Annotated in this window: 23 protein-coding genes and 1 pseudogene; 13 read left to right on the top strand and 11 right to left on the bottom strand. The window is 67.8% G+C overall.

The window, feature by feature from the left end:
* The first annotated feature begins 36 nt into the window (after nucleotides 1-36).
* The 4 genes and pseudogenes from OHA19_RS33290 (at nucleotide 37) to OHA19_RS33275 (ending at nucleotide 3,091) form a co-directional block, all read left to right on the top strand.
* On the top strand, nucleotides 37-1,410 hold the full coding sequence (locus tag OHA19_RS33290; RefSeq protein ID WP_405710576.1) for an alkaline phosphatase: 1,374 nt from the start codon (nucleotides 37-39) through the stop codon (nucleotides 1,408-1,410).
* A 131-nt stretch (nucleotides 1,411-1,541) separates the two neighbouring features.
* A pseudogene (locus OHA19_RS33285) lies at nucleotides 1,542-2,228 on the top strand (oleate hydratase); the annotation flags it as partial.
* Entirely contained in the window at nucleotides 2,224-2,754 is a 531-nt protein-coding gene (locus OHA19_RS33280; RefSeq protein WP_405710578.1) for an oleate hydratase, read from the top strand. The pseudogene OHA19_RS33285 and the gene OHA19_RS33280, both read left to right, overlap by 5 nt.
* Nucleotides 2,681-3,091 carry an oleate hydratase gene (locus OHA19_RS33275; protein ID WP_405752575.1) on the top strand — a complete coding sequence of 137 codons (411 nt, stop codon included), beginning with the start codon at nucleotides 2,681-2,683 and terminating at the stop codon, nucleotides 3,089-3,091. The genes OHA19_RS33280 and OHA19_RS33275 overlap by 74 nt, the downstream gene beginning before the upstream one ends.
* Nucleotides 3,092-3,291: 200 nt before the next feature.
* Here the strand turns inward: OHA19_RS33275 and OHA19_RS33270 are convergent, their stop codons facing one another.
* The 3 genes from OHA19_RS33270 to OHA19_RS33260 all read right to left on the bottom strand — a co-directional run bounded on the left by OHA19_RS33270 (nucleotide 3,292) and on the right by OHA19_RS33260 (nucleotide 7,017).
* Nucleotides 3,292-4,173, bottom strand: coding sequence for a geranyl diphosphate 2-C-methyltransferase (locus OHA19_RS33270; protein ID WP_405710580.1), 882 nt, complete (start codon nucleotides 4,171-4,173; stop codon nucleotides 3,292-3,294).
* A gap of 16 nt (nucleotides 4,174-4,189) precedes the next feature.
* Entirely contained in the window at nucleotides 4,190-5,500 is a 1,311-nt protein-coding gene (locus tag OHA19_RS33265) for a family 2 encapsulin nanocompartment cargo protein terpene cyclase (protein ID WP_405710582.1), read from the bottom strand.
* A gap of 104 nt (nucleotides 5,501-5,604) precedes the next feature.
* A complete protein-coding gene (locus OHA19_RS33260; protein WP_405710584.1) occupies nucleotides 5,605-7,017 on the bottom strand; it encodes a family 2B encapsulin nanocompartment shell protein in 1,413 nt (470 codons plus the stop codon).
* A gap of 994 nt (nucleotides 7,018-8,011) precedes the next feature.
* Here OHA19_RS33260 and OHA19_RS33255 point away from each other — a divergent pair.
* The gene (locus tag OHA19_RS33255) at nucleotides 8,012-8,221 is read left to right on the top strand and encodes a hypothetical protein (protein WP_405710586.1); all 210 of its coding nucleotides are present in this window, start codon (nucleotides 8,012-8,014) and stop codon (nucleotides 8,219-8,221) included.
* Here the strand turns inward: OHA19_RS33255 and OHA19_RS33250 are convergent.
* From OHA19_RS33250 to OHA19_RS33240, 3 genes are all read right to left on the bottom strand, one after another.
* Nucleotides 8,208-8,747, bottom strand: a complete 540-nt coding sequence (locus OHA19_RS33250) for a DOMON-like domain-containing protein (RefSeq protein ID WP_405752572.1) — start codon at nucleotides 8,745-8,747, stop codon at nucleotides 8,208-8,210. The two genes, OHA19_RS33255 and OHA19_RS33250, sit on opposite strands and share 14 nt — an antisense overlap.
* Nucleotides 8,748-9,029: 282 nt before the next feature.
* Nucleotides 9,030-9,848 carry an inositol monophosphatase family protein gene (locus OHA19_RS33245; RefSeq protein WP_405752569.1) on the bottom strand — a complete coding sequence of 273 codons (819 nt, stop codon included), beginning with the start codon at nucleotides 9,846-9,848 and terminating at the stop codon, nucleotides 9,030-9,032.
* Complete coding sequence (locus tag OHA19_RS33240) at nucleotides 9,845-10,243, bottom strand: NUDIX hydrolase (RefSeq protein WP_405710592.1); 399 nt, start codon at nucleotides 10,241-10,243, stop codon at nucleotides 9,845-9,847. Before OHA19_RS33240 ends, OHA19_RS33245 begins: the two co-directional genes overlap by 4 nt.
* 450 nt (nucleotides 10,244-10,693) lie before the next feature.
* Here OHA19_RS33240 and OHA19_RS33235 point away from each other — a divergent pair, with 450 nt between their 5' ends.
* Together OHA19_RS33235 and OHA19_RS33230 are read left to right on the top strand one after the other, a co-directional pair.
* Nucleotides 10,694-11,674 (top strand): diiron oxygenase, encoded by a 981-nt coding sequence (locus OHA19_RS33235; RefSeq protein WP_405752567.1) that lies wholly within the window; start codon nucleotides 10,694-10,696, stop codon nucleotides 11,672-11,674.
* Nucleotides 11,640-12,893, top strand: a complete 1,254-nt coding sequence (locus OHA19_RS33230) for an MFS transporter (RefSeq protein WP_405752564.1) — start codon at nucleotides 11,640-11,642, stop codon at nucleotides 12,891-12,893. Before OHA19_RS33235 ends, OHA19_RS33230 begins: the two co-directional genes overlap by 35 nt.
* 52 nt (nucleotides 12,894-12,945) lie before the next feature.
* Here the strand turns inward: OHA19_RS33230 and OHA19_RS33225 are convergent, their stop codons facing one another.
* Both OHA19_RS33225 and OHA19_RS33220 read right to left on the bottom strand, forming a co-directional pair.
* On the bottom strand, nucleotides 12,946-13,857 hold the full coding sequence (locus tag OHA19_RS33225; protein WP_405710597.1) for an ArsR/SmtB family transcription factor: 912 nt from the start codon (nucleotides 13,855-13,857) through the stop codon (nucleotides 12,946-12,948).
* Between the two features lie 10 nt (nucleotides 13,858-13,867).
* Complete coding sequence (locus OHA19_RS33220; RefSeq protein ID WP_405710599.1) at nucleotides 13,868-14,653, bottom strand: hypothetical protein; 786 nt, start codon at nucleotides 14,651-14,653, stop codon at nucleotides 13,868-13,870.
* Between the two features lie 784 nt (nucleotides 14,654-15,437).
* Here OHA19_RS33220 and OHA19_RS33215 point away from each other — a divergent pair.
* From OHA19_RS33215 to OHA19_RS33200, 4 genes are read left to right on the top strand one after another with little or no spacing between them, the layout of a single operon-like run.
* Entirely contained in the window at nucleotides 15,438-16,664 is a 1,227-nt protein-coding gene (locus OHA19_RS33215) for an aspartate aminotransferase family protein (RefSeq protein WP_405710600.1), read from the top strand.
* Between the two features lie 40 nt (nucleotides 16,665-16,704).
* Nucleotides 16,705-17,406 carry a hypothetical protein gene (locus OHA19_RS33210; protein WP_405710602.1) on the top strand — a complete coding sequence of 234 codons (702 nt, stop codon included), beginning with the start codon at nucleotides 16,705-16,707 and terminating at the stop codon, nucleotides 17,404-17,406.
* A 6-nt stretch (nucleotides 17,407-17,412) separates the two neighbouring features.
* Nucleotides 17,413-18,345, top strand: coding sequence for a nucleoside-diphosphate kinase (locus tag OHA19_RS33205; protein WP_405710604.1), 933 nt, complete (start codon nucleotides 17,413-17,415; stop codon nucleotides 18,343-18,345).
* 4 nt (nucleotides 18,346-18,349) lie between these two features.
* The gene (locus OHA19_RS33200) at nucleotides 18,350-18,892 is read left to right on the top strand and encodes a tyrosine-type recombinase/integrase (protein ID WP_405752562.1); all 543 of its coding nucleotides are present in this window, start codon (nucleotides 18,350-18,352) and stop codon (nucleotides 18,890-18,892) included.
* Here OHA19_RS33200 and OHA19_RS33195 read toward each other — a convergent pair.
* Nucleotides 18,840-20,210: a peptidase C39 family protein gene (locus OHA19_RS33195; protein ID WP_405710607.1), complete on the bottom strand. Its 1,371-nt coding sequence runs from the start codon at nucleotides 20,208-20,210 to the stop codon at nucleotides 18,840-18,842. The two genes, OHA19_RS33200 and OHA19_RS33195, sit on opposite strands and share 53 nt — an antisense overlap.
* Before the next feature lie 222 nt (nucleotides 20,211-20,432).
* On the opposite strand from OHA19_RS33195, the gene OHA19_RS33190 reads away from it, so the two are divergent.
* Nucleotides 20,433-21,062 carry a hypothetical protein gene (locus OHA19_RS33190; RefSeq protein WP_405752559.1) on the top strand — a complete coding sequence of 210 codons (630 nt, stop codon included), beginning with the start codon at nucleotides 20,433-20,435 and terminating at the stop codon, nucleotides 21,060-21,062.
* A gap of 361 nt (nucleotides 21,063-21,423) precedes the next feature.
* On the top strand, nucleotides 21,424-23,337 hold the full coding sequence (locus tag OHA19_RS33185; RefSeq protein ID WP_405710610.1) for an AAA family ATPase: 1,914 nt from the start codon (nucleotides 21,424-21,426) through the stop codon (nucleotides 23,335-23,337).
* Nucleotides 23,338-23,442: 105 nt separating this feature from the next.
* Here the strand turns inward: OHA19_RS33185 and OHA19_RS33180 are convergent, their stop codons facing one another.
* Both OHA19_RS33180 and OHA19_RS33175 read right to left on the bottom strand, forming a co-directional pair.
* On the bottom strand, nucleotides 23,443-24,549 hold the full coding sequence (locus OHA19_RS33180) for a hemolysin family protein (RefSeq protein ID WP_405710612.1): 1,107 nt from the start codon (nucleotides 24,547-24,549) through the stop codon (nucleotides 23,443-23,445).
* Nucleotides 24,546-25,895, bottom strand: coding sequence for a hemolysin family protein (locus OHA19_RS33175; protein ID WP_405710613.1), 1,350 nt, complete (start codon nucleotides 25,893-25,895; stop codon nucleotides 24,546-24,548). The genes OHA19_RS33180 and OHA19_RS33175 overlap by 4 nt, the downstream gene beginning before the upstream one ends.
* Nucleotides 25,896-25,974 lie beyond the last annotated feature (79 nt).

Below are 25,974 nucleotides of genomic sequence, written 5' to 3'. Positions count from 1 at the left end.
GTCGGTGCTCCCCGCCGTCCGGATCAAGGAGATTCCATGCCCAGTCAGCGCCTGTCCCGCAGCCACCTGATAGCCACCGGTGCGGTCCTCGCCGCCACCGCCACCGCCGCGGTCGCCCTCACGGCGACGGCCGGTGCGTCCGGCACGAAGGAACACGCGAAGGACGCCGTCAAGGGCGGCAAGGCGAAGAACGTCATCCTGCTCATCGGTGACGGCATGGGCGACTCGGAGATCACCCTCGCCCGCGACTACACGGTGGGCGCGGCCGGCCGCCTCGACATGGACAGGTTTCCGCTGACCGGCGCGTACACGACCTACGCCGTGCACGCGGACGGTACTCCGGACTACGTCACCGACTCCGCGGCCAGCGGCACCGGCTGGGCGACCGGCGTGAAGACCGTCAACGGCCGGATCTCCAAGACGCCGGGCACCGACAAGGCCGTGCCGACCATTCTGGAACTGGCGCAGAAGGGCGGGTACGCGACCGGCTCGGTGACCACCGCCGAACTGACCGACGCCACCCCGGCCGTCCTCGCCTCGCACGCCACCGACCGCTCATGCCAGGGCCCCGCCGACATGGCGAAGTGCCCCACCGACACCATCGCCGAGGGCGGCCCCGGTTCCATCGCCGAGCAGAGCGTGAACCACAAGGTCGACGTCCTCCTCGGCGGCGGCAAGCAGCGCTTCGACCAGAAGGTGACCGAGGGCCGGTACAAGGGCCTGACCGTCACCGAGCAGGCCCGGAAGCTGGGCTACCAGGTCGTCACCGACAACGCTTCCCTGAAGGCGGTCAAGGGCGGCAAGCCGGTGCTCGGGCTCTTCGCGCCCGGCAACGTTCCCACCGAGTGGACCGGCAAGGCCGCCGCGGTCGGCGGGACCGACCCGCAGCGCTGTGTCACCTCCAACCCGAACCGTCCCGCCGGCACCCCGAACCTCGCCGACCAGACCACCAAGGCCATCCAGCTCCTGGAGGCGAAGCAGAAGCGCGACCACGGCAAGAAGGGCTTCTTCCTCCAGGTCGAGGGCGCGTCGATCGACAAGCAGGACCACGCGGCCGACCCGTGCGGCCAGATCGGCGAGACCGCCGCGTTCGACCGCGCGGTGAAGACGGCGCGCGCGTACGCCGCCAAGCACCCCGACACCCTGGTCGTCACCACCGCCGACCACGGCCACAGCAGCCAGATCGTGCCCCTGGAGGCCCAGCCGCCCGGTCTGACCTCCACGCTGATCACCGACGAGGGCCAGCAGATCAAGGTCAACTACTCCACCAACACGCCCGGCCAGTCGCAGGAGCACACCGGTACCGAGGTCCGGATCGCGGCGCAGGGCCCGCAGGCCTACCGGGTCCTGGGCGTCACCGACCAGACCGACCTGTTCACCACGCTCCGCGAGGCACTCCGGGTCCGCTGACCCCCGGGGAACCGCCCCGGCCCCGTCGGTGCATGCGTCATGCCGACGGGGCCGGGGCGGCGCCGTGACCGGCCCGGGCCACCGGGTACGGCCGCGGCGCCGCGCTCCGGGTCTACCTCGTCGGAGGCGGCGTGGCCTCGCTCGCCGCAGCCGCCTTCCTCGTACGGGACGCCGCAGTGCCCGGCGAGAACGTGCACATTCTTGAGCAGCTGCCGATCCTCGGCGGATCGATGGACGGAGCCCCCGCCCCGACCTCCGAGGGCGGATACGTCACCCGTGGCGGCCGGATGTTCGAGGAAGAGCACTACGTGTGCCTCTGGAACCTCCTGGAGACCATCCCGACCCTGGGCGATCCGGCGATCTCGGTACGGCAGGAGATGCTCGCCTTCAACATCGAGCACCCCACGAACGCCAAGGCCCGGATCATCAATGGCGACCGCACCATCGCCGACGCTTCCCAACTCGGTCTGGACACCCGGGATCGCGTCGACATGACCCGGCTCCTCGCGCTGCCCGAGCGGGTGATCGGTGCGCGTCGTATCGACGACTTCTTCCAGCCGCACTTCTTCGCCACGAACTTCTGGTGCATGTGGCGCACGACGTTCGCGTTCCAGACCTGGCACTCGGCGATCGAGCTGAAGCGTTACTTCCTCGCCTTCGTCCAGGAATTCGACCGCATCCACACGCTGTCCGGGGTGCGGCGCAGCAAGTACAACCAGTACGACTCCGTCATCCGTCCGATCCAGGAGTGGCTCACCGCCCGGGGCGTGCGGACCGAGTTCGGGGTGACCGTCGCCGACGTCGACTTCTCCGATGCCGCGGCCCGCAGGGCCTCCCGGCTCCACCTGGAGCGCGACGGCGCCGAGGCGGGTGCGATCCGAGCTGGGCAAGGACGACTACGCGTTCCTGACGATCGGGTCGATGACGGCCGACACCACGTACGGCGACCGCACCACCGTTCCCGAGCTGATCCGCGACAAGCGGGACGGTTCCTGGCGGCTGTGGGAGTCGATCGCCAAGAAGGCCCCGGACTTCGGCCGCCCGACCGCTTTCTGCGGCAATATCGACGAGACCAAGTGGGAGTCCTTCACCCTCACCATGACCGGCAGCACTCTCCTGGACCGCATCCAGGAGTACACCGGCAACGTCCCCGGCGAAGGCGCCCTGATGACCTGGAAGGACTCCAGCTGGCTCCTTTCGGTCGTCGTGCCGGCCCAGGCCGCACTTCCGGGACCAGCCGGAGGACACGTACACGCTGTGGGGATATTCCTTGTTCGGCGACGTCCCCGGCGACCATGTGCCGAAGAAGATGGACGACTGCACAGGCACCGAGATCCTCGATGAACTCCTCGGCCACCTCGGTTTCGACGACATCGCGGACGAGGTCCGGGCCACCACCAAGGTGACCACGGTCCAGATGCCCTACATCGACGCTCAGTTCCAGCGTCGCACTGTCGCCGACCGGCCTCTGGTCGTCCCCGACGGCGCGGAGAACTTCGCGTTCCTGGGCCAGTTCGTCGAGATCCCCGAGGACGTCGTCTTCACGGTCGAGTACTCGGTCCGCGCGGCCATGCTCGCGGTCCACCACCACTTCGGCGTCGACAAGAAGATCCCGGCGATGTACCACGGCCTCTCCGACCCGAAGATCGCCTGGTCCGCGCTGAGAACGGCCCTCGCCTGATACGGATGCCGGGGTCGCCGGGCCGTCCGCCGCAGACAGCGATCACCACTCGGCGGGCATTCCCCGCCTCCGGACCTTGTTCACGGAAGCTGGGCAATCCCGCCGAGGGTTCCCCTCCGCAGGCCGAACTCCTGCGGAGGGGAACCCTCATGGCCCCACGGTGTCAGGACACCGGGCCCCTGAGTTCGGCCGGCAAGCGGTCAGACGCGGTCGGCTGCGATGAGGAGGTACTGGAAGGACCCGTCCTTGTAGGAGTTGATGAACGCGTCCTCGATTCCCGTGACCAGCGAAGACGTGGCCCGCAGCTCCCAGTAGGGCAAGGTGTCGGGGGTGAGGTCGATGACGGCCTGCGGCACGAGGCGATTGTCGGCCATGGCACGCAGGTACTCCCGGCGCGAGTGGATGTTGCACTCGAAGTGTGCGTTGATCTGCGAGACCCACTTCGAGGGCTGACCGTACCGCGGGTTCCAGCAGCCGGTGACCGTCACGTAGCGACCGCCGACCGTGAGGACGCGGGAGTGTTCGGCGAAGAGGTCGTGCAGGTCGACGTACATGCTCGACTCGTTGTTCCACGAAGCCGCGGCCGACCCGGTCTCGAAGGGCGTGGCGAGCATGTTGCAGACGCGGGCGCGGACGTGGTCCTCGAAGCCAAGTTCACGGGCACGTCCGTTGGCGAAGTCGGCCTGCTTGGCCGACAGTGTGACACCTTCGACCTTGCATCCGAAGCGCTGGTGCGCCATCACCATCGTGCCGCCGCGACCGCAGCCCGCGTCCACCAGGGTGTCGTCACGCCCGATGTCGCCGAGCTGCCCCAGGAGGAACTCGGCCTGCGCCGACTCCAGTCGGTGGAGCTCGGAGATCAGCTTCTTCTCCCGCTCACTGTCCTCGGGGGCGCCGAGTGCGGTGTGGTCGACCTCACCGATGCCGTAGTGGTGGTGGTAGAGGCCGTCGACAGCGCCGAGACGCAGGTTCACGGGCCTGGCCTCCCCGTCCCAGTAGCGGGCGATGTCCCCCTGGTAGGGCGTCGCCGGGTGAGGGATGCGCGGGGAGGTGGCGGTGGCGGTGAGCTCGGTGTTGGGCACAGGTGAATCCATTCTCTTACCAGAAATCGGGCAGGCTGTAGCGATAGGTATTGGACTGGTGCCAGTGGTGGTTGCCGTCGACCCATGCGGCCACGCCCCGCAGGAAGCGCTGCACGTTCGGGGCGGGGCAGGCGGCGGCCAGGGCCGAGGCCTCGGTCTCGAAGTCGTGCATGAGGTCGTTGTGGACCTCGATCGACTTCAGATATGCCTCCCGGTCGGAGAGACCCTCACGCTCGGCGATCACGACGGGCAGGTTCAGGTGCTGCCCTGGAGCGTCGAGTTCCTTGGTGTACGAGTACAGGTCGTTCACGATGGTCGTCGCGTTTCCCGCGAGAGCGATGACCTTCTGCATGGCGGCCTGGGCGTGCAGGTCCGCCGGCAGTTCGTAGCCGCCGACGGTGTCGGTGATGGTGGGGCAGGGCCGGAAGTTGTTGAACTGGCGCATCGCCAGGTACTCCCACACCTCCGGGACATGGTCCAGCTGGGCCCAGGCCGCTTCGGCGAGGTACCCCATGTGCAACCGGGCCATGTCGTGCCGGAGCCGGTCCGCCTGGGAAGGGCTGGCCGCGCGGACGAAGTACTCCATGGCGGAGCGGTAGGCGCGCCGCGGCGCGTCCGCGTGGAGCGACTTCGCCCACTGCGGCTGGTACTCCTCCGTCGTGTACAGGGGGTCGAGGGCGGTGTGCGCCAGCAGAAGGCGCTCACCGAGGCCGACGGGCGAGCCCCCGTGATCCTCGCAGTAGCAGTCGTCCACCGCGTTCTCGGCCACCATCAGGCGCGTGGCGAGCATCAGGTGGTCGACGGTGGGGGCGTCCGGATGGCAGCCGACCATGTAGCGACCCACGGAGAAGCCGTCGAACTGCTCCTCCCAGTCCTCGGGATACAGGGCGACCTCGTCCAACGCCCAGGACTTGATCCTTCGGCTGACCTCCTCGACCCGCACCGGGTCGGGCTCGGGCACCGGGTGGTAGTAGAGGCCCGGGACCGGCACGCCTTCCGTCGTTCCTGCCGCCGGGGCCGAAGGCGTCGGCAGCTCCTCCCGCGGGACCATGCGCAGGCCCGCCGTGCCCAGACCGCTGGGGCCGCGCAGGATCCGGTCCAGGTCGGCGGCCGGTGCCGGCGCCCCGGCTGCCGGGGTGCCGAGGGGAGGCGCGGAGGGCGCGGAAAGCGCAGGTGCGGCGGGCAGGGAAGGCGCGGCGGGCAGGCCGCCGACGGCGGCCTCGATATCGCAGGCGCGGGCCGCGGCGGCAGCCAGTACGTGCGCCCCGAAGCGGGAAGCGGCCTCGGGCAGGCTCGACTGCGGCGGTGGCAGCTCAGGCACGGGCATCCATGGCTCCTCGGTGGGTGGGCGGCTGTCCCGAAGCCCTCGGGCACGCCCGACCTCTCCGGAGGATCCGGGGTGTCGCACACATGCCTTCCGGGCCGGGGCCGTTACTTGGGCCAGCGCGCGATCTGCACGTTCTCCAGCACGCCGACCGCATCCGGCACGAGGATCGCTGCGGAGTAGTAGGTGCTGACGAGGTAGGAGATGATCGCCTTCTCGTCGATGCCCATGAAGCGGACCGACAGACCCGGTTCGTACTCGTCCGGCAGTCCTGTCTGGTGCAGTCCGACGACGCCCTGGTTGTCCTCGCCGGTACGCATGACGAGGATCGAGCTGGTCTTCTCCGGCGTGACGGGGATCTTGTTGCAGGGGAGGATCGGGACCCCGCGCCAGGCCGGGACCTGCTGGCCCCCGAGATCGGTGTGGTCGGGATAGATCCCGCGCGCGTTGAACTCACGCCCGATCGCCGCGATCGTCCGGGGGTGCGCGAGGAAGAACTTGGAACCGCGGCGTCGGCAGAGCAGTTCGTCCATGTCGTCCGGGGTCGGCGGGCCGGAGTGCGTCTGGATGCGCTGCTTGAAGTCGGCGTTGTGGAGCAGGCCGAACTCCCGGTTGTTGATCAGCTCGTGCTCCTGGCGCTCACGCAACGCCTCGATCGTGAGCCTGAGTTGCTCCTTGGTCTGGTTCATCGGCTCGTTGTAGAGGTCGGCGACCCTCGTATGGACCCGCAGAACGGTCTGGGCGACCGAGAGTTCGTACTCGCGCGGATGCAGTTCGTAGTCGACGAACGCGCCGGGCAGCTCGTGCTCTCCGACGTGGCCGGCCGACATCGCGATCTCCGCCTCGCCGCGATGGTTCTGCCGCCGGTGGGAGAGCGACGAGAACTCTTCGACATGGGCCCGGAGGCCCGGCGCCGTGGACAGCACTGCCGCGAAGTCGGCGCGTGACAACGTGAGCAGCGTGCCCGAGGTCTCGGCGGTGACCGTGCGCTCCCACCGGGCGTCCTCGTCCAGGAGGGTGTCCTCCCCGAACCGGTCGCCGTCGGCGAGTACGTCCAGAGCGACCTCGTCACCGTAATTGCCGACGGAGGTCTGGTTGACGCGGCCGTGGGCGATCAGGTGGAGCTTGTCCGCGGGCGTCCCGCGCTCGACCAGCGTCTCGCCCGCCCGGAAGTCGTGCTGGATGCAGCGGCCGGCGAGTGCGGTCAGCACCTCCACGTCGTCGAAGCCGCGCAGCAGGGCCAGTTCACCGAGCTCACGGGGGATCACCCTGACGTGGGCGCCGTCCTGCACGAACTCCACACTCCCGTCGCCGACGGTGTAGGACAGGCGACGGTTCACCCGGTAGGCCCCGCCCCGGGCCTCCACCCAGGGGAGCATCCGCAGCAGCCAGCGGGAGGTGATCTCCTGCATCTGCGGGGCCGATTTGGTCGTGGTGGCGAGGTTGCGGGCAGCCGCCGTGCCCAGGCTGGATTGCCGGGGCGGTTCCGGTCGTGCTTCCGGGCTCGAGTCAACAGTCATCGGGCGAGCGCTCCTTGGGAAGGGCGGTGACACGCGTATGTGGACGCCATCGGGCAACAGCTGACGAAAGGGGTATGTGAACGGGAATCCGTCCAGATCCAGGGGAACCCTAGTAGCCGCTTCGCTCCCCCCAGCAAGGAAAGCCGCCGACATTAACTCGATACGATGATCGTGTCTGCACGATGTTTGCCTGGGTACCGACCTGATTCGGCCGCAATCGTCGGCGCGTCCCGGCCAGCAGCCGATTCGGACCCGGCGATGCGGTACCGACGGCCCCGCGTAGCCTCAGCCCCGAAGCGGCCGGGAACAGCCCGATCCCGGCCCGACGTCCCGGAGAAGTCCATGAGATGCTGCCGCGCCCCGCTGCCCGGCATCTCCCAGCCGGCCGTCAGCCCGTGACCGATGGTGCAATCCCTGATGCCTCAAACCCCTGAGTGCGCTCCTGGCCACCGTGCGGTGCCACCGTGTGACGTTTCCGCTGATCAGAATAGGTGCACCGGGTTGGGCCGCGCCCTTCCGTGCTGCACTGTCCAGAGACGTCCGTCCACCGGCCGTCCACCGACGCGCATCGCCGCTCAGCACGTAGTGACCATGCGGTGGCTTGCCGACACCACAGACGCTCATCCGGCCACCCGGCCCTGTGCCCTTGTAAGGATTCGACAGGCCCTGTGGGTCGGCGTCTCACCGGAGGCCGTGCCTTCTTTCTGACGGCCCGCCCTGATCGTCCAGCACCGCCCCAGCCCTCGGCGTGCCGCTGTACCAGCGTGCCCAAACCCAGAAGGAGCTGGGCACATAGAAGGTTTTCGTAGCTGGTGACCGCTTGGGCCGGGAGCGTGACCTGGTGCCTTTACGGCGAGATGCTGGGGTATGCCGAACGAGGTCTTGGCCTCCTGTTCCAGCAACTCGTCTGCGTAATAGTCGAGTTGGCCGTCGCTGTCGACGGCGTCGCGGTGGTCGCCGCGCGTGCCCGGGACGGGCCGACATCTCGTGCGGGATGTGGGCGCACATCCGTGTGGCCGCCCAGCAGGGCATGGCCCTGACAGGCAAGGCAGGCTCCCGCCTGCTGCACCACCTGCATCAGGCACTGAGCTGGGCCACGCCGCTCAACTGTGTGATGAGGGTGCCCGATCCACCGCTGCCCGGGCTGAGAGTGCTCGCCGTCGACGACTTCGCGCTGCGGCGACCGATCGTCACATGGCGATGAAACTGTCCGGATGATGGAAATCGGGTTTCGGCGAGACGTGCTTCAGAGCCCAACGGCTGAGATCGCCGTTGTCGTCCTCGACTACGGCAGAAAGGGCCATGCGGCGGGCGTGCGGTAGGCCATGCATATCCAGTCGTACGTCCAAATGCAGCCGATCCGGCTCCCTGGTGAAGTGCACCCGGGGAGGCGTGGACAGATGCACCTGCGCCCCGTTCTGGTGGTAGTCGTCGAACGTATAGAGAGCCCATTCAGTGGACGGCGAGACGTTGAGCTCGTAGTAGGCCAGGGAGTCGGGCCACTTGCGCACGAACATCTCGAAGCAGGTGTGCTTCCACAGTTCGTCTGTATGACGCGGACTGCGCGTGGCGGGGATACGCAGGCGGGAGAGGTCCGCGTACAGCGTGTACCGCAGGGTGAACGTTCCCTGTACCGGTTCCTCCACCTGCACGTCGAGCGCCCGCACGATGCCGAAACCGGAAGGTGTGAAGGGCCTCAGGGAGAACCTGCGCGGAAGGCGTGAGGTCATGTAGTCCCATTCTGGAGAACTTCAGGAGGAAACGAGTCAATCCTCGGAAAGGATTTCTTCTGCGGAATCGAGGATGATCGCGACCGCCTCGTAGCCGGGCAGGATGAAACGGGTCTCCGCCTGCGCCTCGATCCCGCCTTCCAAGACGGAAGCAAATCTTTCCCATTGGGCCGCCAGGGGTTCGCAGCGGGATGCGACTCTACTGGCGGTCTGCGCGGCGGTGCTGGAACTTGGGGACTCCAGTTCGGGCGGCCGGGGATGCGCATTTCCCGCAACAGGGAATTACGTTCGCGTGATATCGATGACAGTCCTGTGGAAATCGGGGGCGCAGGCCAGCATCGAGTACACCTGCGTGACCTTTGTCAGGGGGTTCCGGTAATCCGGAACGTCGCCCTCCATCGTGGAGAACGTTCCACCGGCTTCCTGGATGATGACGTGTGGGGCGACGCAGTCCCAGATGCGGTTGCGGCGGTGCATGGAAGCCGCGTACACACCCTTTGCGACCATCATGCAATCGAATATGCTGTTACTCATGCGGATCCCTCGGCAGCGGGATGCGATGCTCGCCATTGTTCGGTAGTCGAGTTCCGTCTCCGGCGGATGAAAATCCATGCCGTAGGCGACCAGTTGTTCTGCCATGTCGCCCCCGGCTTTGAGTTCGAGTTCATTTCCATTCACGTAGGCGCCGTGCCCGACCGCGGCGACATATGTCTCGGAGAGAGCGGGAAGACTCACCCCGCCTGCCACCGGCCTGCCGTGCTCAAGAATCCCGACCATGATACCGAACAGAGGGCTTCCCGCAGCGAAATTGGAGGTTCCGTCGATGGGGTCGATCACCCATGTGATGGCAGAGGTCCCCCTTACCGTGCCCCACTCCTCATCGATCTTGCTGTCATGCGGGAACCGTTCATGGATCCGGCTTTTGAGTTTTTGTCCGATGGCCAGGTCGGCGTCTGTCACGACCTGGTTCGGATCGGCGTCCTTGATGCGGAAAGCCAGGCCTCGCGGGAAAGATAGGGCTATTTCGGCTGCTTCCCGGAGCAAAGATTCCAGGAAGGTCAGATACTCCTGCAGGGGGGGTCGGGAGGCGGTGGAGGTCACCGGGAGACGCTCGCGAATCTGGTGTAGTGTTCCAAAATTGGCACTTCCGGTGCGATCAGGTCGGCCGGCAAGTCACTTGTGACGAAAAGTCTTGCCTCAGAAACTTCCGAGGGATCCTGCTTGAGGTGCGACCAGTCTCGAGCTGTGGCTGTGTAGACCGCGGTCAAATTGAAGACCCGATCCCCGTTGGGATACTGGTAGTACTGTTCTGGCCCGGAGAAGACGTTCATCAGTTTCAGCTCGTCAACCTCCAGTCCGACCTCCTCCATAACCTCTCGCCGCGCGGTCTCCTCCAGGGACTCTCCCGGATCCATAAATCCTCCCGGCAGTCCCCATCCTCCGGTGTCGGCGCGCTCCATCAGCAAGACTCGGCCGCCGGAATCCACGACGATCACGGCAGCTCCGGGCAGAATAAGTGGACGCGTGCCCACACATGCGCGCAATTCTGAAATATAGCTCAATTCGAGATCCTTTGAAATTTATAGACACCTTCGCGATGAGTCACCAGGGTAACTACCCGCATACGGCGAAGCACAGCGATTCGTCATCCACCGAATCTCCCGATTTGTAGATGCTCCGCGTCGAGGAGACACTCCGTCCTGCCCGTGGCTGATCACACCCACTTTGACCTGCGCAAATCTGGCGCGCGGGAGGTTCGTTCGGTCGCATCGCGATCAGGAATGCCGAACGGTGTTTGCCTGGACGCCTTGACAGTTCGCCGACCTCCTTCAATCATGAGCGGACTTGCAAGGCATACCTGACCCGACGGGCTCGGCCCTCTGGAGACCTTGAGCCGGAGTCAGGCGGCAGCCAATTTTCCGCACATCCGAGAAGGGCGCACTTTCATGAGCGATGTCCATTCCCAGGAGCTCGGGATCGAGAACATTGAATCCGAGCCGCATGTGGGCCCGAGCACTCTAAAGCGCCTCATTGTCTCCTGGCCGCGACGGGCCAGCATCCGCACGGACATGTCCGCCTTCATGAAATCCGAAAACGTTGCATCGGATGTACTGGACTATCCGGTACACCTCATTCCCTTCGCCGAGCACCCGCGCTTCCTCGATGCTCCGGAGGCGTCGCGCCGGCTCGTGAACACGTTGGCGTGGCAGGCCTACAACGCCCGGGTGATCGCGGCTGAGGAGAACGTCGCCAATCCCACCTTCGAGATGCTCGCGCGCGGAGTGTTCCCCGGCATCGATCGGTACGAGGCCAAGGAGGCAGTCCAGCAGTCGCACATCGACGAGGTGTGGCACACCTATATGCACATGACGGCGATGCAGCGTACGAAGGAGGCTCGCAACCTGACCCTGGAGCCGGACTACTCCCATCCGGTGACGAACAGGCGTCTGTTCGAGCTCACCGCGCAGCGGAGTGAGAAATGGGAGCAGGACATCCTGTTCCTGGTTTGGACGGTGGTTGGCGAACTCCACATCAACAACTTCCTGGAGTTACTCGCACAGGACAAGACGATTCATCCGATGCATTCGCTCGTGACGCGCCTTCATGCCAGGGACGAGGCGGCGCATGGGCCGATCGTGGCCGAACTGATGAAGGACGTCTTCGTCCACCTCACCAAGGAGCAGCGCGACCTCTTCACCGGTTCTGTCGGGGACGCGATCCGGGCCCTGGCGGCACAGGACTACGAGCTGTGGTCTGAGATTCTCCAGTTCGTCAGGATCCCCGGCGCGGTTGAGATCATCGCCGACACGCACGGCCTGCCGGGCACGGACATGATGTTCACCGACTTTTCCACGGTGGAGCGTCTCGTCCGCGAGTTGGAGATCGAGGAGCGTGTCGACTACGACTTCTCGAGGACGGCACAGTAGCGTGGTTCAGCCCATCGAAGCGCATCAGCCACTCGATCGGCTCTGGTCCCGGGATTTCACGCTCTTCTTCGCGGGCCGGACCGTATCGGTCTTCGGCGACCAGATGCTTCTTCCGACCACGATCACGGTGGCGGTACTGCAGGCCGGGTACGGGGTCACCGGAGTGGGCTACGCGCTCGCCGCCTATACCGCTCCGCTGGCCATCTTCGTCATCTTCGGCGGTGTCATCGTCGACCGGTTCACTCCGGTGCGCGTGATGGTCGCCGCAGACGTAGCTCGGCTGATTATTCACAGCGCTCTCGCGGTGGCATTCGCGGTCGGCAGGCCCACCCTCTGGCTGATCCTCATGATCCTTGCGCTGAGCGGGTGCGCCGCGGCGGCCTTTCAGCCCGGTTTCGGCAGCGTCATTCCGCGGATCGCCCGTGACGTCCAGAAGGCCAACGCGGCGATTCGCGTCACGGAATCGCTGGCGACAGTGGCCGGACCCGCCGCGGCCGGGCTGCTTCTCGTCCTCGCGTCCATTCCGGTCGTCATGGCGATCGACGCCGCGACGTTCGGTGTCAGCGCCGTCTGTCTGCTCGCCGTGCGGCTGAGGACCCCGCGCGTGCAGCGACGGACGTCCCTCCGGCGCGACCTCGTCCAGGGGTGGCAGGAGTTTCGAGCGCGTACGTGGCTCTGGAGCGTGATCGTGGTCTTCATGCTCTTCCAAGTGACCGTGAACGGTCCCTTCTTGACCCTCGGGCCGAGTCTCATCACCATCGAGCACGGAGAGAAAGCCCTCGGTCTCATCATGTCGATGTTCGGGGTAGGCGCCGTTCTGGGTGGTCTGGTCGCCGCTCGCCTCAAGCCGCGATATCCCTTGCGGGCCGGTGCTGTCGGTCTGGCCGTCGGCACCCTTGCCATCTTGGTGGTCGCCATGCAGCTGTCCCCGCCGTTGCTTGCCGGCGGATATCTCCTGGACGGTGCGGGCTCCGCGTTCTGGCTGGTCATGTTCCACACGAGCGTGCAGACGAAAATACCCTCCGACATCCTGGGAAGAGTGCACGCCTATGATGTCGCCGGATCCGTGATCATGCGACCGATCGGACAGGTCGCCGCCGGACTGGTAGCCCTCTCGCTCGGCGCGGCGCAAGTGCTGTACTTCTCCGCGGCGATGCTGATGGTCACCGCCTGCCTGCTGCTCGCCATTCCAGTGGTCCGCAACCTGCCCAGGGACTGACCGGGTCAGCTGCCTGACGTGCGCTTCTCACTTCAGGCCGTCGGCACAGGACTCAGCCGCCGAGTTGGGCGAGCAGGACGGCACCGGAGTCCGCCAACTCGTAGAGCACGCGCGGGCCTATGCGATGGCGCCCTACGAGGCCCGCCGAGTGGAGCACGGCCAGGTGCTGGGACACGGTGCTCGGCGCCAGGCCGGTGGAGCTGGCCAGTGCCATGGTCGTGGCCGGTGTATGCAGACCGCGCAGGACTGACGCCCGTCCGCGCCCAAGAATGGTTGTCAGCCTGTCGTTCTGGCGCACCTCGTCGGCGGGCCTGCCCGCGGCGCCGGCAGGCCCGCGGAGAATCGCGGCGTTCTGTGCCTGATAGGAGAACGCAACCGTGTCGCGCAGGGTTGAGAAGATCCTCGTGCCGCGCGCGAACAGCACGGGAACAATGATCAAGCGGCCGTCCGTCATGCACCAGTCCAGATCGGCCTGGTGCGGAACGCTCAACTCGGGGCGTTCCCAACGAACCCGTCCTCCTAATTCGTGCAGCATCATGGCCGCGCCCCCGGTTACCAGGGTACGGCCGCGCACCAGGATCTCTTCTTCCAACGCGCCCCGCATATCGGGCCAGTAGGCCGCGATCGCAGCGCTCCAGTAGTCCCCTGTGAGCTCGGCGAACCTGTTGTGTCCCGAGGCTCGAAGAACCTCCAGTTCGTCCTCGATCGAGGACGAGGAGCAGTGGGGGATCGGCGTGAGAGAGGACGACAGGCCCACCTGGTGCACTCGCACCATGCCGACCAGCTCTTTGTGCAGCGCGGGCGAAACCTGACGCCGTGCGGTCGCGAGCCACTTCGCGTAAGGGTGTGGAATCTCGCTGCGATATCGAATGGTCAACGCCAGGCTGGAAACGGCCTCCCACAACGGGCTGATAGCGATACGTACCCGTCCGAGAGTTAGCTCATCGAGCTGTATCCGGATCACGAGGCGTCGCTCAGACCTCTATCTTGAGCGACAGGTCCTGACACAGGGCAAGAACCTCGTTGATCCACCTCGACGGGTCGGCGGGATCAAAGCCCTGCATCGTCTCGAGTTCCCAGTACTTGTCAAAGCTGAGCGCCGTGGGCTTGGCCTCTCGGAAGCGGCGTGACCGCCACTTGATCAGGTGGCTTCCGAACTGCCCCTGCTCCTCCAGCAACGCGTCGACTGTGTAGCCGAGGGCTTGCCGCGCCGAGAGCACGGCACTGTTCAGATCGCCGCCCTCCAACTGCCCGAGGCTGTCTTCGATGGCCCGGTCCGCTTCGCCGAGGGACCGGGTGACGAGGATGGACTGAAAGGCGGAAGCCTCTAGTTCGGCGCGACGCCGCAGCACCCAGTCCTCACCGTACAACGGCCGACACGTCGCCAGTCGTCCGAGGAGCACTTCCTCCCGCGGCGGCAGCATGTCACCGCTGTTGGCGCGGACCTGGTCGAAGCCGGTCCAGGAGAGCTTGGCGAGCAACTGGTCGAACTGGGTGTCCACCCAGTAAGCGAGATCCCAGTCGCGGTTGTCGGAGTGGAAGGTGTGCCACTGCACGACCGAGGGCTCGAGGAGCACCGAGGTCTCGACACAGTCCGGGCCCGTCCACGGTTCCGTGCTCACCATGCAGATGTCGAAATCGCTCTTGTCGTTGCCCCAGCCGTTGGCGGACGACCCGACGAGAAAGGACGCCTGGCAGCTTTCCGGCACCAACTGCCGTTCGATCAATGTATCCCAAATCCGGGCAACATCTACCTGCATCTGGATCTCCGTTGGAATGAGTGAATACGGACAACTGAAACTGGCGGCCAGGCTAACGACGCCGCGTAACGGTGTACATCGATTCGTCGCGGGCCGAATCGATCCCATTCGCGGCCCTGTTCGCCGCAGCGTGTGTGGGCGGGCGGGGGATCCGCTTCGCGGGATGGGGTCTTTACAGCGAATGGCCGGGCGGCCCCGGGCGTCTCAGCCCGGGGCTCCCACAGAGTGAACCGCCGGCGAGGTACTTCGGGCTGAGGTCCTTTCCCGACGGGTGCAGCTCGATGCTCATACGAGATTTTCATAGCCGGTGATCGCCCAGAGGCTGTCGGTGGCGGGTTGTCGGGGGCTTCGGCGGGAGTGGGCGACGAGGATGACGCTTGTGGAGCAGCCGGATGCCGACCCATCCCGGGTACGCGCGGCGACCACCGCGACGCCGTCGACTACGACGTCCAACTCGGGGCCTTTTTAGGCCAGTTGATGGAGCACGTGATCACCAATGGTCTAGATCTTTCACTGCCGGACAGCCATAATCCCTGGGCGCGAACGCACCGACCACGACTACGCCGGCGTCGTCGAGCGTGCAGCCGCAACTTCGAGGCCTGGCACGCCATTTTTCGACCCCTCTGCCCATATGACCGTCCGCTAACGCCCGTTGTCTTCGAAGGCTTGCCTTGCCATCCGTCTCGGCTCACGGCCCGACGGTCGCCCTGTGCCTGCCCGGGAAGACCTACAGCAACCGGAAGTGATCGTGTATCGCGACGATTCGAGCGCCGTCTACTACCCCGTGTCAGACCTCAGAATCACCAGCGGCAGTGGCGTCCACATCAGAGACTCCGACGGCCGCGAGTACATCGACTGCGCGTCCGCCACCTTCAACCTCAGCCTGGGATACGGGCATCCAGCTGTCGTCAACGCGATGAAGGAGCAGGCCGACCACCTGGTCCACGCCACGTCCAGCTTCCAGACGGATGTGATCAACCGGCTCTCCGCCCGTCTGGTGTCACTCGCACCCAAGCGACTTTCCAAGGCCCACCTCAAGGTGTCCGGCGGCTCCACGGCCAACGAGGGGGCCATCAAAATGGCGCAGCACGCCACCGGGCGGCGCGACGTCGTTACCCTTTTCCGTAGCCATGTGGGCCAGACCATGGCCATGGCTGCGCTATCCGGGAATGCCTTCCGCAGGAAGTCCTTACCACTGGTGGGTATCGGCGGCCTCCAGGTGCCCGACCCGTACTGTCTGCGTTGCTTCTACGGACAGCAGCGCGACAGTTGCGGACTGATGTGTGTGGATCGGCTGGCCGACTTCCTGGAGTACGCGAGCAGCGGAAGCGTCGCGGCTGTCCTCGTCGAGCCCATTTCCGGCAACGGCGGCAACATCGTGCCCCCCGACGGCTACTTCGCCAGGCTGCGCGAGCTGTGCGACACGTACGGCATCAAGCTGATCCTCGACGAGATCCAGACCGGCATCGGACGCACAGGCCACATGTTCGCCGCGGAACACTTCGGCGTGGAGCCCGACGCCATGACCGTCGGGAAGGGGCTCGGGGGCTCCGGCGCGCAGGTCGCGGGCATCCTCGCCAGCGACGAGCTGAGTGGCCTTCCGGCTAACGACCACTCGTTCACGTACGGGGCGAACCTGATGTCCGCGGCCGCTGCCCTCGCCACGCTCGACGTCATCGACGACCCCGCCTTCCTCGCCAACGTCCGGGCCACCGGATCACTGATCCAGGAACGCCTGAAAGCCGTCCAGCCCTCGCTGCCGTGCGTCGCGGAGGTGCGTGGCGTCGGTCTGATGATCGGCGTGGAGATCGTGGACACGGACGGCGCTCCCAGCGCCGTCCTCACCAACTTCCTCGCAAACAAGGCGATGGAGTACGGACTGATAGTCCGCACCTCCCGCTACGGACACGGCAATGTGCTGAAGATCCGGCCTCCGCTGATTCTCAGCATGGACGAGGCTCACTTGATCTGTGACCGGTTCGAAGCGCTGCTGCGCGCCCATGGTCACTGAGCCTCTTTCCCGCACCTCATTCCCGCAAGGAGAAACTCCGATGGATAAGAACTTGGGCTTCCGGGACTTCGGCGTCGACGTCGTGGTCAAGCTGGGAGGCAGCCTCCTGGCCGACTTCGACCGGGCCCGCGAGCTGGGCGAGACCCTGTCGCGGCTGGCTGCCACACACCGGGTGGTCGTCTTTCCCGGTGGTGGCCCCATCGACAACTACATCGAAGACGTGGACCGCACACTCCACTTCCCCGCGGATATCCACCATCAGCTCTGCGCCCGTGCCCAGGACCAGACCGGATTGATCTTCTCGACCCTCTGCCCCGGCTCGAAGGTCTTCACCCGGCCCGTCGAGGTCTCCTCCGTCCTCGATGAGAAGCGTGTGGCGATCATGCTGCCGATGGAGCAGATCATCGGCCTCGATGTCTTCGAACGGTCCTGGGTCATCACCTCCGACTCGATGGCCGCATGGTTCGCTCGCTTCTTCGGTGCGCGGAGGTTCGCCATCCTCACCGACGTCCCGGGAATCCGGCGCCCGGAGGGCGACGGCACCTACCTGGAGCGCCTGTCGACGGTGGACGCGGCGGCCATGGGGCGGACCAGCATCGACGAGTGTCTGCCACCCTTCCTTGAGGCCAACGGCATGTCCTGCACGGTCCTGAACGGGCAGGACCATGCATCCGTCGAGAACTGGTTCCAGGGCATGCCCGCTCCGGGAACCGAGGTGTACCCGGCGGGCGTGGGGAACTGAGTCGGCATGAACGTCGTACACACGGGCGTCGGGCCCTTCGTGCCTGAGCGGAACTCCGGCTTCGTCCTCTTCTCCCCCGACGCGACCGGTTCGGGACGGCAGTGGCCTGCCCTGCGCTACCTCGACACCCTGGGCATCCGCATCAAGGGCGTCGCCCTGCCGCGGCCCACCTCGGAGCAGATCGCGGCGCTGTACGGGAAGAACCGCAGAGACCGGGCACCGGAAGCTGAGGATCTGCTGGTCGACCGGCTCTTCGCGGCCGGGCCGAGTCTCGCCTGCTGGCTCGTCTCCGACCACCTCGACACGCCTTCCTTGACCGACACGCTGCGCGCCTTGAAGGGGCCTTCGGACCCGGCGGCTTGCCATCCCGGGCATCTCCGCCATGTTCTCGGCGCCGAGAATCGGCTCATGAACGGGGTGCACTCCAGTGACTCCCTGGAAGAGGCCCTGGCCGAGCTCGATGCTCTGGGGGTCACGGAGTTCGAGGCGTTCCCCGGCCCCGGTGACGAGGCCGCCGGCACGCGCCCGGCCAGTGCGCTGGCCGTGGCCTGTCACGTTCGGCGCCGTATCCTGGATGCCGCCCTCGACGTCCCCGTACCCGAGGCACATTCCCTGCAGAATCAGGCGGAGGAGCTGGCCGGGCGGCGGATCAAACCGGCTGGGGTCCTGACGTCTCTCAGTGCGCTGTGGGACCGCCAGCACGCGGCGGTCGAGGCCACCGGGGTGGGGAACAGGCGGGCGGTCATCGACTGCCTTGCCCAGGTCACGGAGGCCTGCTCAGTACGGTTCGACGCGGACATCCTGACGGCCGCGGCAGCCCCTTACGGTGTCACCCCGTCCGGCTGGGAGGACCTGGTTCTTCGTTGCCAGGCGACCACCGGGGTTCCGGCGAGCTGGCACAGCCCCGCCGAGCCCCCGGACCTGCCGGCCACGCTCTGAACCTTTGTCCCGCATCACGGCCCGGGACCGCTCGACGAGCGGTCCCGGGCCGTTTTACGGCCCTGTCGGCGTCGGCGACCTCCAGCACGTGATCGGACTGACCGAGACCGACATGGTCAACCGTCTCGGCACACTGGCGCGGCGCAGGTTGGTCGACTGGTGCCGGGACAACGACGAGAGGTCCGCGTGGGCGGAGAAGACCACCTGGCCGACCGCCGACCGCGCAGCACGAATACAGGAAGCGCGCCGCGATCTCCTGCGCAAGTCGTGGGGCCGCGCCATCAGGCGGCTCGATCTGCCCGTATACAACCCGCACGACTTGCGGCACAAATGGACCACCGTGGCCCTGACGAACGGTGTGTCCGTCCACAAGGTGTCCCGCCGGCTCGGACATCGCTCGATCGAGGTCACGGTGGACCGGTACGGCCACCTCACGCAGGACGGCCAGGAGCGCTGCCGTCAGGTCGTCGAGACGGCCGTGGGGCCGTACATGCTCACAGCAGGCCGAGCGACCGCAGTGCGCGGTGCTGGCTCGGTGCCGGCCTAGCAGGCCAGTAGACGTAGCAGACCCCGCCCGTACCGCTCCTGACCTTGCCGTTCGCGTCGTAGCGCTTGGTGCGGAGCCAGATGTTCTCCCACTCCCGGCGCCGGTAGATCCGACGCACCGCCTCATTGTCCGGCGAGGCCGGGTCGTTCGCGATCACGTCGCCGTCGGCGGTGAAGCCGATCACGGTCATCAGGTGGCCGGAGGTCCCGTACCCGGCGCCGGTCAGCTCCTCCTTGAGGAAGGACTGTGACGTTATGACCGGGATGCCCGCGCAGACCAGCGTCTCCAGGTCCTGGAGCGAGTCCAGCCGGGTCACCACCGAGCTCATCTCGTCGTACGTCGCGGCGTACGCGGCGTTGAACGGCCAGTTGCCGCAGCCCTCGTACTGGTAGTCGTAGGTGAACCGGGCGGCGTGGCAGACCTGCGGGTCGGCCAGGCCGGGCTTGACCCAGGCGAGGTCCTCGGCGGTCGGCCGGCGCCCCCAGTACTCGATGATCATCTGCGAGGAGGTGGGGCTGCACCATGCCTCGCCGCCGTTGTCGTACTCGGGGTACTGGCCCGCGTGGACGTTCTGCGAGTAGCGCGGCACCCGCAGCTCGCGGACGAGGCCGGGGGTGCTGGCCGGCACGGTGAAGCGGTCCGGGATGTCGGAGGCCATCGCGCCGAGCCGCCGGACCGTGGGCGTCAGGCCGGTGCCCGGGGTGCGGTGGAGGGTGAGTCGCAGCCGGTAGGAGACCAGTCGCAGTCCGCTCGCCGGGTCGTCCATCGAGAAGGTGTCGGTCCAGATGGAGCTCTTGCCGTCGCTCTGGTCGTCCACGGAGGTACGGCGGATGTCGCCGTCGCCCGCGGCCCAGCGCCCCATCACGTACCAAGGGCTCGGGGTGCCGTCCGAGTAACGGCCCTGGAGCTCGATCTGGATCCAGGTACCGGCCGGGGTCTCCGCGTTCCAGGAGGCGATCACCTCGGTCGCCGGGACCGAGGACCGGTGGAGCGGGGAGGTCCAGGTCGCGTACTCCCAGCTGGCGGTCGTACCGGTGTGCGGGTCCGTGTAGTCGGTGCGCCCCGCGGCGTGGTCGATCACCAGCCCGGGGCGGCGTCCGGCGACAGCGCGCGTCCCGGCTCCGGAACCGGCGCGCCAGTCGGTGTAGGTGTGCCAGAAACGGTTGTCCACGGCAGGCGCCTCGACCGAAGGAGCATAGGGCGGGGCGGCGGAAGGGGCGGCGGCGGTCGCGGAGCCGGCGGACGACACCGCCCCGGCGGTGGCCGCTGCCGCGAGCGCGGCGGTCAGCACGGTTCGGCGTGAGGTCGGTCTGTTCATGGGCGAGACCCCCGGTCGTAAGCGGAATGGGGCTGCAAGGTGCACGACAGTGCGCCAACTATTGCGGGTCGTGGCAGGATCCGGCCAGCGATTCGGCTCGCACCGATGAACCAATATTGGTCTGGTCCACTGGCGCGACCTGCGACTGATCCACTGGCGTGACCTGCGGCTGCCGCGGACAGGACCGTCGCCCGCCCGGGACCGGCTCGTAGGCTGGTGGCCATGAACGACCTCTCGCTCCTCGCCGGACGGCTGCGCACCCTGGCACCGTCGTGCGGACCGGTCCGGCTGATCGCCGTCGACGGCCACGCGGGCTCGGGAAAGAGCACCTTCGCCGCCCGCCTGGCCGCCGCGCTCGGCGGCGCCCCCGTCCTGCACCTGGACGACATGGCCACGCACGAGTCCTTCTTCACCTGGGTGGACCGGCTGCACGATCAGGTACTCGTACCCCTGGAGCGCGGCGAGTGTGCGCGGTACGCGCCGTACGACTGGACCGCGCGGAGCTTCGGAACGCCGCGCGGCCTGGAGCCCGAGCCGGTGGTCCTGATCGAGGGGGTCGGGGCCGGCCGCCGGGCGCTGCGGCCGCGGCTGGCCCGGCTGCTGTGGATGGACCTCCCCGCCGCACAGTCCTGGGAGCGCGGCCGCCACAGGGACGGTCCCGCGCTCTCGGGCTTCTGGGACGGGTGGACGGCGGCCGAGGCACAGCACTTCTCGGCCGACCCTTCCCGGCCCCACGCGGACACTCTGGTAAGGCAGTTGCCTGTGGGGTACGAGTTGCTGGAGAGGCCCGGCGCAGCAGCAGGAACGAACCATTCCGTCACGGACCGTGAGCACATTGCGCCGTCGTGCTGAATGGTGAGAAATCGCCCCGGAAGTGCCCCAACTCCGCTTGACCCGGGGGCGGTACAGGTCTTACGTTCTCAATGTGCGGCTTTTCGGAGCCCCCACGAACGCGAAGCCCCCGATTGTTCCCCCGTGATCGGGGGCTTCGTTCTGCCCTCGCATCCCCTCCCCCACACCGGCCCGACGAATTCCGCTCACCCTGGGTCACGGCTCCCCTTCGGCCTGCGGCGCTCTTAGTCGCACACTCCCTGCGCAGGTACGATGCCTCTCGGTGCGGTCAATTCCCGTCCGTGGCAAAGTGATTCGGCGCGCCCGGATGGGCAGAATCGTGCGGCGGGACATCCTGGGGGCACGGTTTGTGGGGGACCAGATGGACATCGGCACGCAGGGCGCACAGGCCCCGGCCGACCTCGCCTGGCTGCGCGGCGTGGACGCCTACACCATGGGCGCCTACCCACAGGCCGAAGAGGAGTTCAGGGCCGCGGTCCGGCTCGATCCCGGCATGGCGGACGGCTGGCTCGGCCTCCATGCGCTGAGGGTCGACACGACGACGGCGCTGCTGCGCATGTACCGCCATCGCGAGCGCTTCGGTGAGCAGCGCACCCGCCACAGGCGCACGCTCAACTCCTGGTACTGGCTGGGCTGGTGGGTGCAGCCGGTACTGGAGAGCGCACGCGACCTGCTGCTGGCGCACGCCTCGCACTGGCTGGACGGCCGCCACGTCCCCGAGCTGGACCGTGCCCTCGCGGGCCTGCCGCCGGTGGACGCGGACCCGCAGGTGCGTTTCCTGCACGCCTGCCGCTCGTACCTGGTCAAGGACTGGGAGCTGCTCGTGCGGAACACCGAGCAGTTGGTGGACGATCCGCTGCTCGGCATCGAGGCGGGGCTGTTCGGCGGCATGGCCCGGGTGCGTCTGGAGATGTACGGGCAGGCCGAGCCGCTGCTGTCCACCGCGCTGATGCGCTGCCGCAGCGAGCAGCCGCAGCGCAAGGAGCTGCGCTACTGGCTGGCCCGCGCGCACGAGGGCACCGGTCGCAGCGCCGCCGCCCTGCCGCTGTACCGGGCGGTGCACCGCATCGACCCGGCGTTCATGGACACCTCGGCGCGGCTCGCCGCGATCGCGGACTACGACGGCCTGGAGGGATCCGACGAGGCCGCGGGCCTGGCCGCCGTGTCCCTGGCCGGGCTCGGCACGGACGGCACCGCCTCGGAGGCACAGCCGGAGGCGGATCCGCTGCTCGGCGCCGATCCGGTGGACGGCCGGGAGCTGCGGCCCGGCGGTGAGGCGTCCGGCCCTCCGGGCGTCGTGATGCCGCCGCCGTCCGGCGGGGCGCGGCGCCGGGGGGCGGCGCCCGGACAGCCGCTGTCCCCGTTCCCGGCGGGGCCCAGCGATCCGGTGCTGCTTGCCGAGGCGCTGGCCGAGCTGGAGCGGATGGTGGGCCTGGAGCCGGTGAAGCGCCAGGTCAAGGCGTTGTCCGCGCAGCTGAACATGGCGCGGCTGCGGGCCGGTCAGGGGCTGCCCGTGCAGCCGCCGAAGCGCCACTTCGTCTTCTCGGGCCCGTCCGGGACCGGCAAGACCACGGTGGCCCGCATCCTGGGCCGGGTCTTCTACGCGCTGGGGCTGCTCGGCGGTGACCATCTGGTCGAGGCACAACGGGCGGATCTGGTGGGCGAATTCCTCGGCCAGACCGCGGTCAAGGCCAATGAGCTGATCGACTCGGCGCTCGGCGGGGTGCTCTTCGTCGACGAGGCGTACAGCCTCGCCAACAGCGGCTACAGCAAGGGCGACGCGTACGGCGACGAGGCACTGCAGGTCCTCCTCAAGCGCGCGGAGGACAACCGGGACCATCTCGTGGTCATCCTCGCGGGCTACCCGGAGGGCATGGACAGGCTGCTGGCCACCAACCCTGGGCTCTCCTCGCGCTTCACCACCCGGGTGGACTTCCCGAGCTACCGGCCGCTGGAGCTCACCTCGATCGGCGAAGTGCTGGCGGCGGATAACGGCGACGTGTGGGACGAGGAGTCCCTGGACGAGCTGCGTTCCATCAGCGGCCATGTCGTCGAGCAGGGCTGGATCGACGAGCTGGGCAACGGCCGGTTCCTGCGCACCCTGTACGAGAAGAGCTGCGCCTACCGCGATCTGCGGCTCTCCGGCTACGCGGGCGTACCGAGCCGGGACGATCTGGCCACCCTGCGGCTGCCGGACCTGATGCAGGCGTACGGCGAGGTGCTGTCCGGCCGGGGTCCGGTGGACCGGGGGCAGCAGGAACCGCCGGCCCTGTGAGCCACGGTCTGCCGGAGGGGCCGGGCGACGGCCCCTCCGGCAGCCGATCGATACGCCTAGGGCCTCTCGTTTGGATCATGCCGGGCTCGATCCAAACGAAAGACCCTAGCGAACCGCCGCGGTGAGTTCCCCGTAGCCGGTCGTCGTGCCCGCGGGTTCCGCCGCCCGGCGTGGTACCGCGATCCGGTGGGCCGGGTCGCGTACCTCGCCGACGAGCATCTCCAGGACGTCCTCCATGGCGACCAGGCCGAGGATCCGGCCGGAGGCGTCGGCGACCTGTGCCAGGTGCGTGGCCGCCCTGCGCATCACGGTCAGGGCGTCGTCCAGGGGCAGCTCGGCCCGTACGGTCGCCATCGGGCGCCACACGTGCTGGGGGACGGCCCGCTCGCCGTCCTCCAGGTCCAGCACGTCCTTGACGTGGAGATAGCCCATGAACGGACCGCCGCCCTCCGCGCACACCGGGAACCGCGAGTAGCCCGTGCGTACGGTCAGCTCCTCGATGCGGTGCGGGGTGACGGACGGGTCCACGGTCACCAGGGAGGCCCGGCGGAGCAGCACATCGGTGACGGGCCGGCTGCCCAGCTCCAGTGCGTCCTCCAGCCGCTCCTGCGCCTCCGGTTCCAGCAGTCCGGCCTGGCCGGAGTCCTCCACCAGCCGGTTGAGCTGCTCGCTGGTGAAGACGGCCTCCACCTCGTCCTTCGGTTCGACGCCGAAGATCCGCAGCACCAGCCGGGCACAGGCCCCCAGTGCGGCGGTGACCGGGCGGCAGAGCCGGGCGAAGCCCACGAGGCCGGGGCTGAGCCAGAGCGCGGTCTTCTCCGGCGCCGCCATCGCGAGGTTCTTCGGGACCATCTCGCCGATGACGAGGTGGAGGAAGACCACGAAGACGAGTGCCAGGACGTAGCCGAGCGGGTGGACGAGGCCCTCGGGCAGGTGGATCGCCTGGAAGACCGGCTCCAGCAGATGGGCGATCGTCGGTTCGGCGACGGCGCCGAGGGTCAGTGAGCAGACGGTGATTCCGAACTGGGCGGCGGCCATCATCTGCGGCAGGTTCTCCAGGCCGTACAGCACCTGGCGGGCCCGGGCCGAGCCGGCCGCCGCGAGGGGCTCGACCTGGCTGCGCCGTACGGAGACGAGGGCGAACTCGGCGCCGACGAAGAAGCCGTTCGCCAGCACGAGGAGTGCGGCGAAGAGCAGTTGGACCAGGCTCATCGCACGGCCTCCAGGACATCCTGGGCCACCGGGGCCTCGGCGGTGCGGACGAAGCGGACCTTCTCGGCGCGGTAGTGGCCGACCTGGCGGACGGAGATCCGCCAGCCGGGCAGCTCGGCCCGGTCGCCGGGGGCGGGGATGCGTCCCAGCAGATCGGCGACGAGTCCGGCCACGGTCTCGTACGGTCCGTCGGGGACGTCGAGTCCTATCCGGCGCAGGGTGAGGACCCGGCAGCTGCCTTCGGCGTCCCAGGCCGGGCGGCCGTCCTCCGGGGCGGCGGGGGCCAGCTCGGGCCGGTCGGCGCCCTCGGCGTCGTGCTCGTCCCTGACCTCGCCGACGAGCTCCTCGATGATGTCCTCCAGGGTGACCACTCCGGCGGTGCCGCCGTACTCGTCGACCACCACGGCGATCGGCTGCTCGTTGCGCAGCCGCTGGAGCAGCTGTTCCACGGGCAGCGTCTCCGGGACCAGCAGCGGCGGTACGGCGATCCGTCCGGCGGAGGTCCGCAGCCGGTCCTGGGCGGGCACGGCGAGCGCGTCCTTGAGGTGGATCATGCCGACGACCTCATCGATCCGCTCCCGGTAGACGGGGAAGCGGGAGAGGCCGGTCGCGCGGGTGAGGTTGAGGACGTCCTGTGCGGTCGCCGAGGACTGCAGGGCGCTGACCTTCACCCGTGGGGTCATGACGTGCTGGGCGGTGAGTCCGGCGAGCGACAGGGTCCGTACGAAGAGATCCGCGGTGTCCTGTTCGAGGGTGCCGGCCTCGGCCGAGTGCCGGGCCAGGGAGACCAGCTCCCCGGGGGTACGGGCGGAGGCCAGCTCGTCGGTGGGTTCGACGCCCAGCAGCCGCACCAGCCTGTTGGCCACGGTGTTCAGCAGGCTGATCACCGGCCGGAACGCGGCGGAGAAACGGTGCTGGGGGCCGGCGACGAACCGGGCGACCTGGAGCGGCCGGGAGACCGCCCAGTTCTTGGGCACGAGTTCACCGATCACCATCTGGACGGCGGAGGCCGCCATCATCCCGATCACCACGCTGACGCCGGGGACGGCACCGTCGGGCAGACCGGTCGCGGTGAGCGGGCCGTCCAGCAGCTGGGCGAGTGCCGGTTCGGCGAGCATGCCGACGACCAGTGAGGTGATGGTGATGCCCAGCTGGGTGCCGGAGAGCTGAAAGGAGAGTTCACGCAGGGCTTCGACGACGGTACGGGCCCGCCGGTCGCCCTCGGCGGCGGCGCGCTCGGCGTCCGGCCGCTCCACCGTGACGAGCCCGAATTCGGCTGCCACGAAGAATCCGTTGGCGAGGATGAGAAGGAATGCCGCGCTGAGAAGCAGCAGGGGGGTGGTCATGCCGCCGCCTCCGGGGAAGGGGCGGCGCAGGTACTACCGGACGATCCGTCCATTGCTGGAAGGAGTCACTCCTTGGGTC

Origin of the sequence: Streptomyces sp. NBC_00012, assembly GCF_045040875.1 — a bacterium.
Taxonomy (GTDB): domain Bacteria; phylum Actinomycetota; class Actinomycetes; order Streptomycetales; family Streptomycetaceae; genus Streptomyces.
This window is presented reverse-complemented; position numbering and strand designations above follow the sequence as displayed.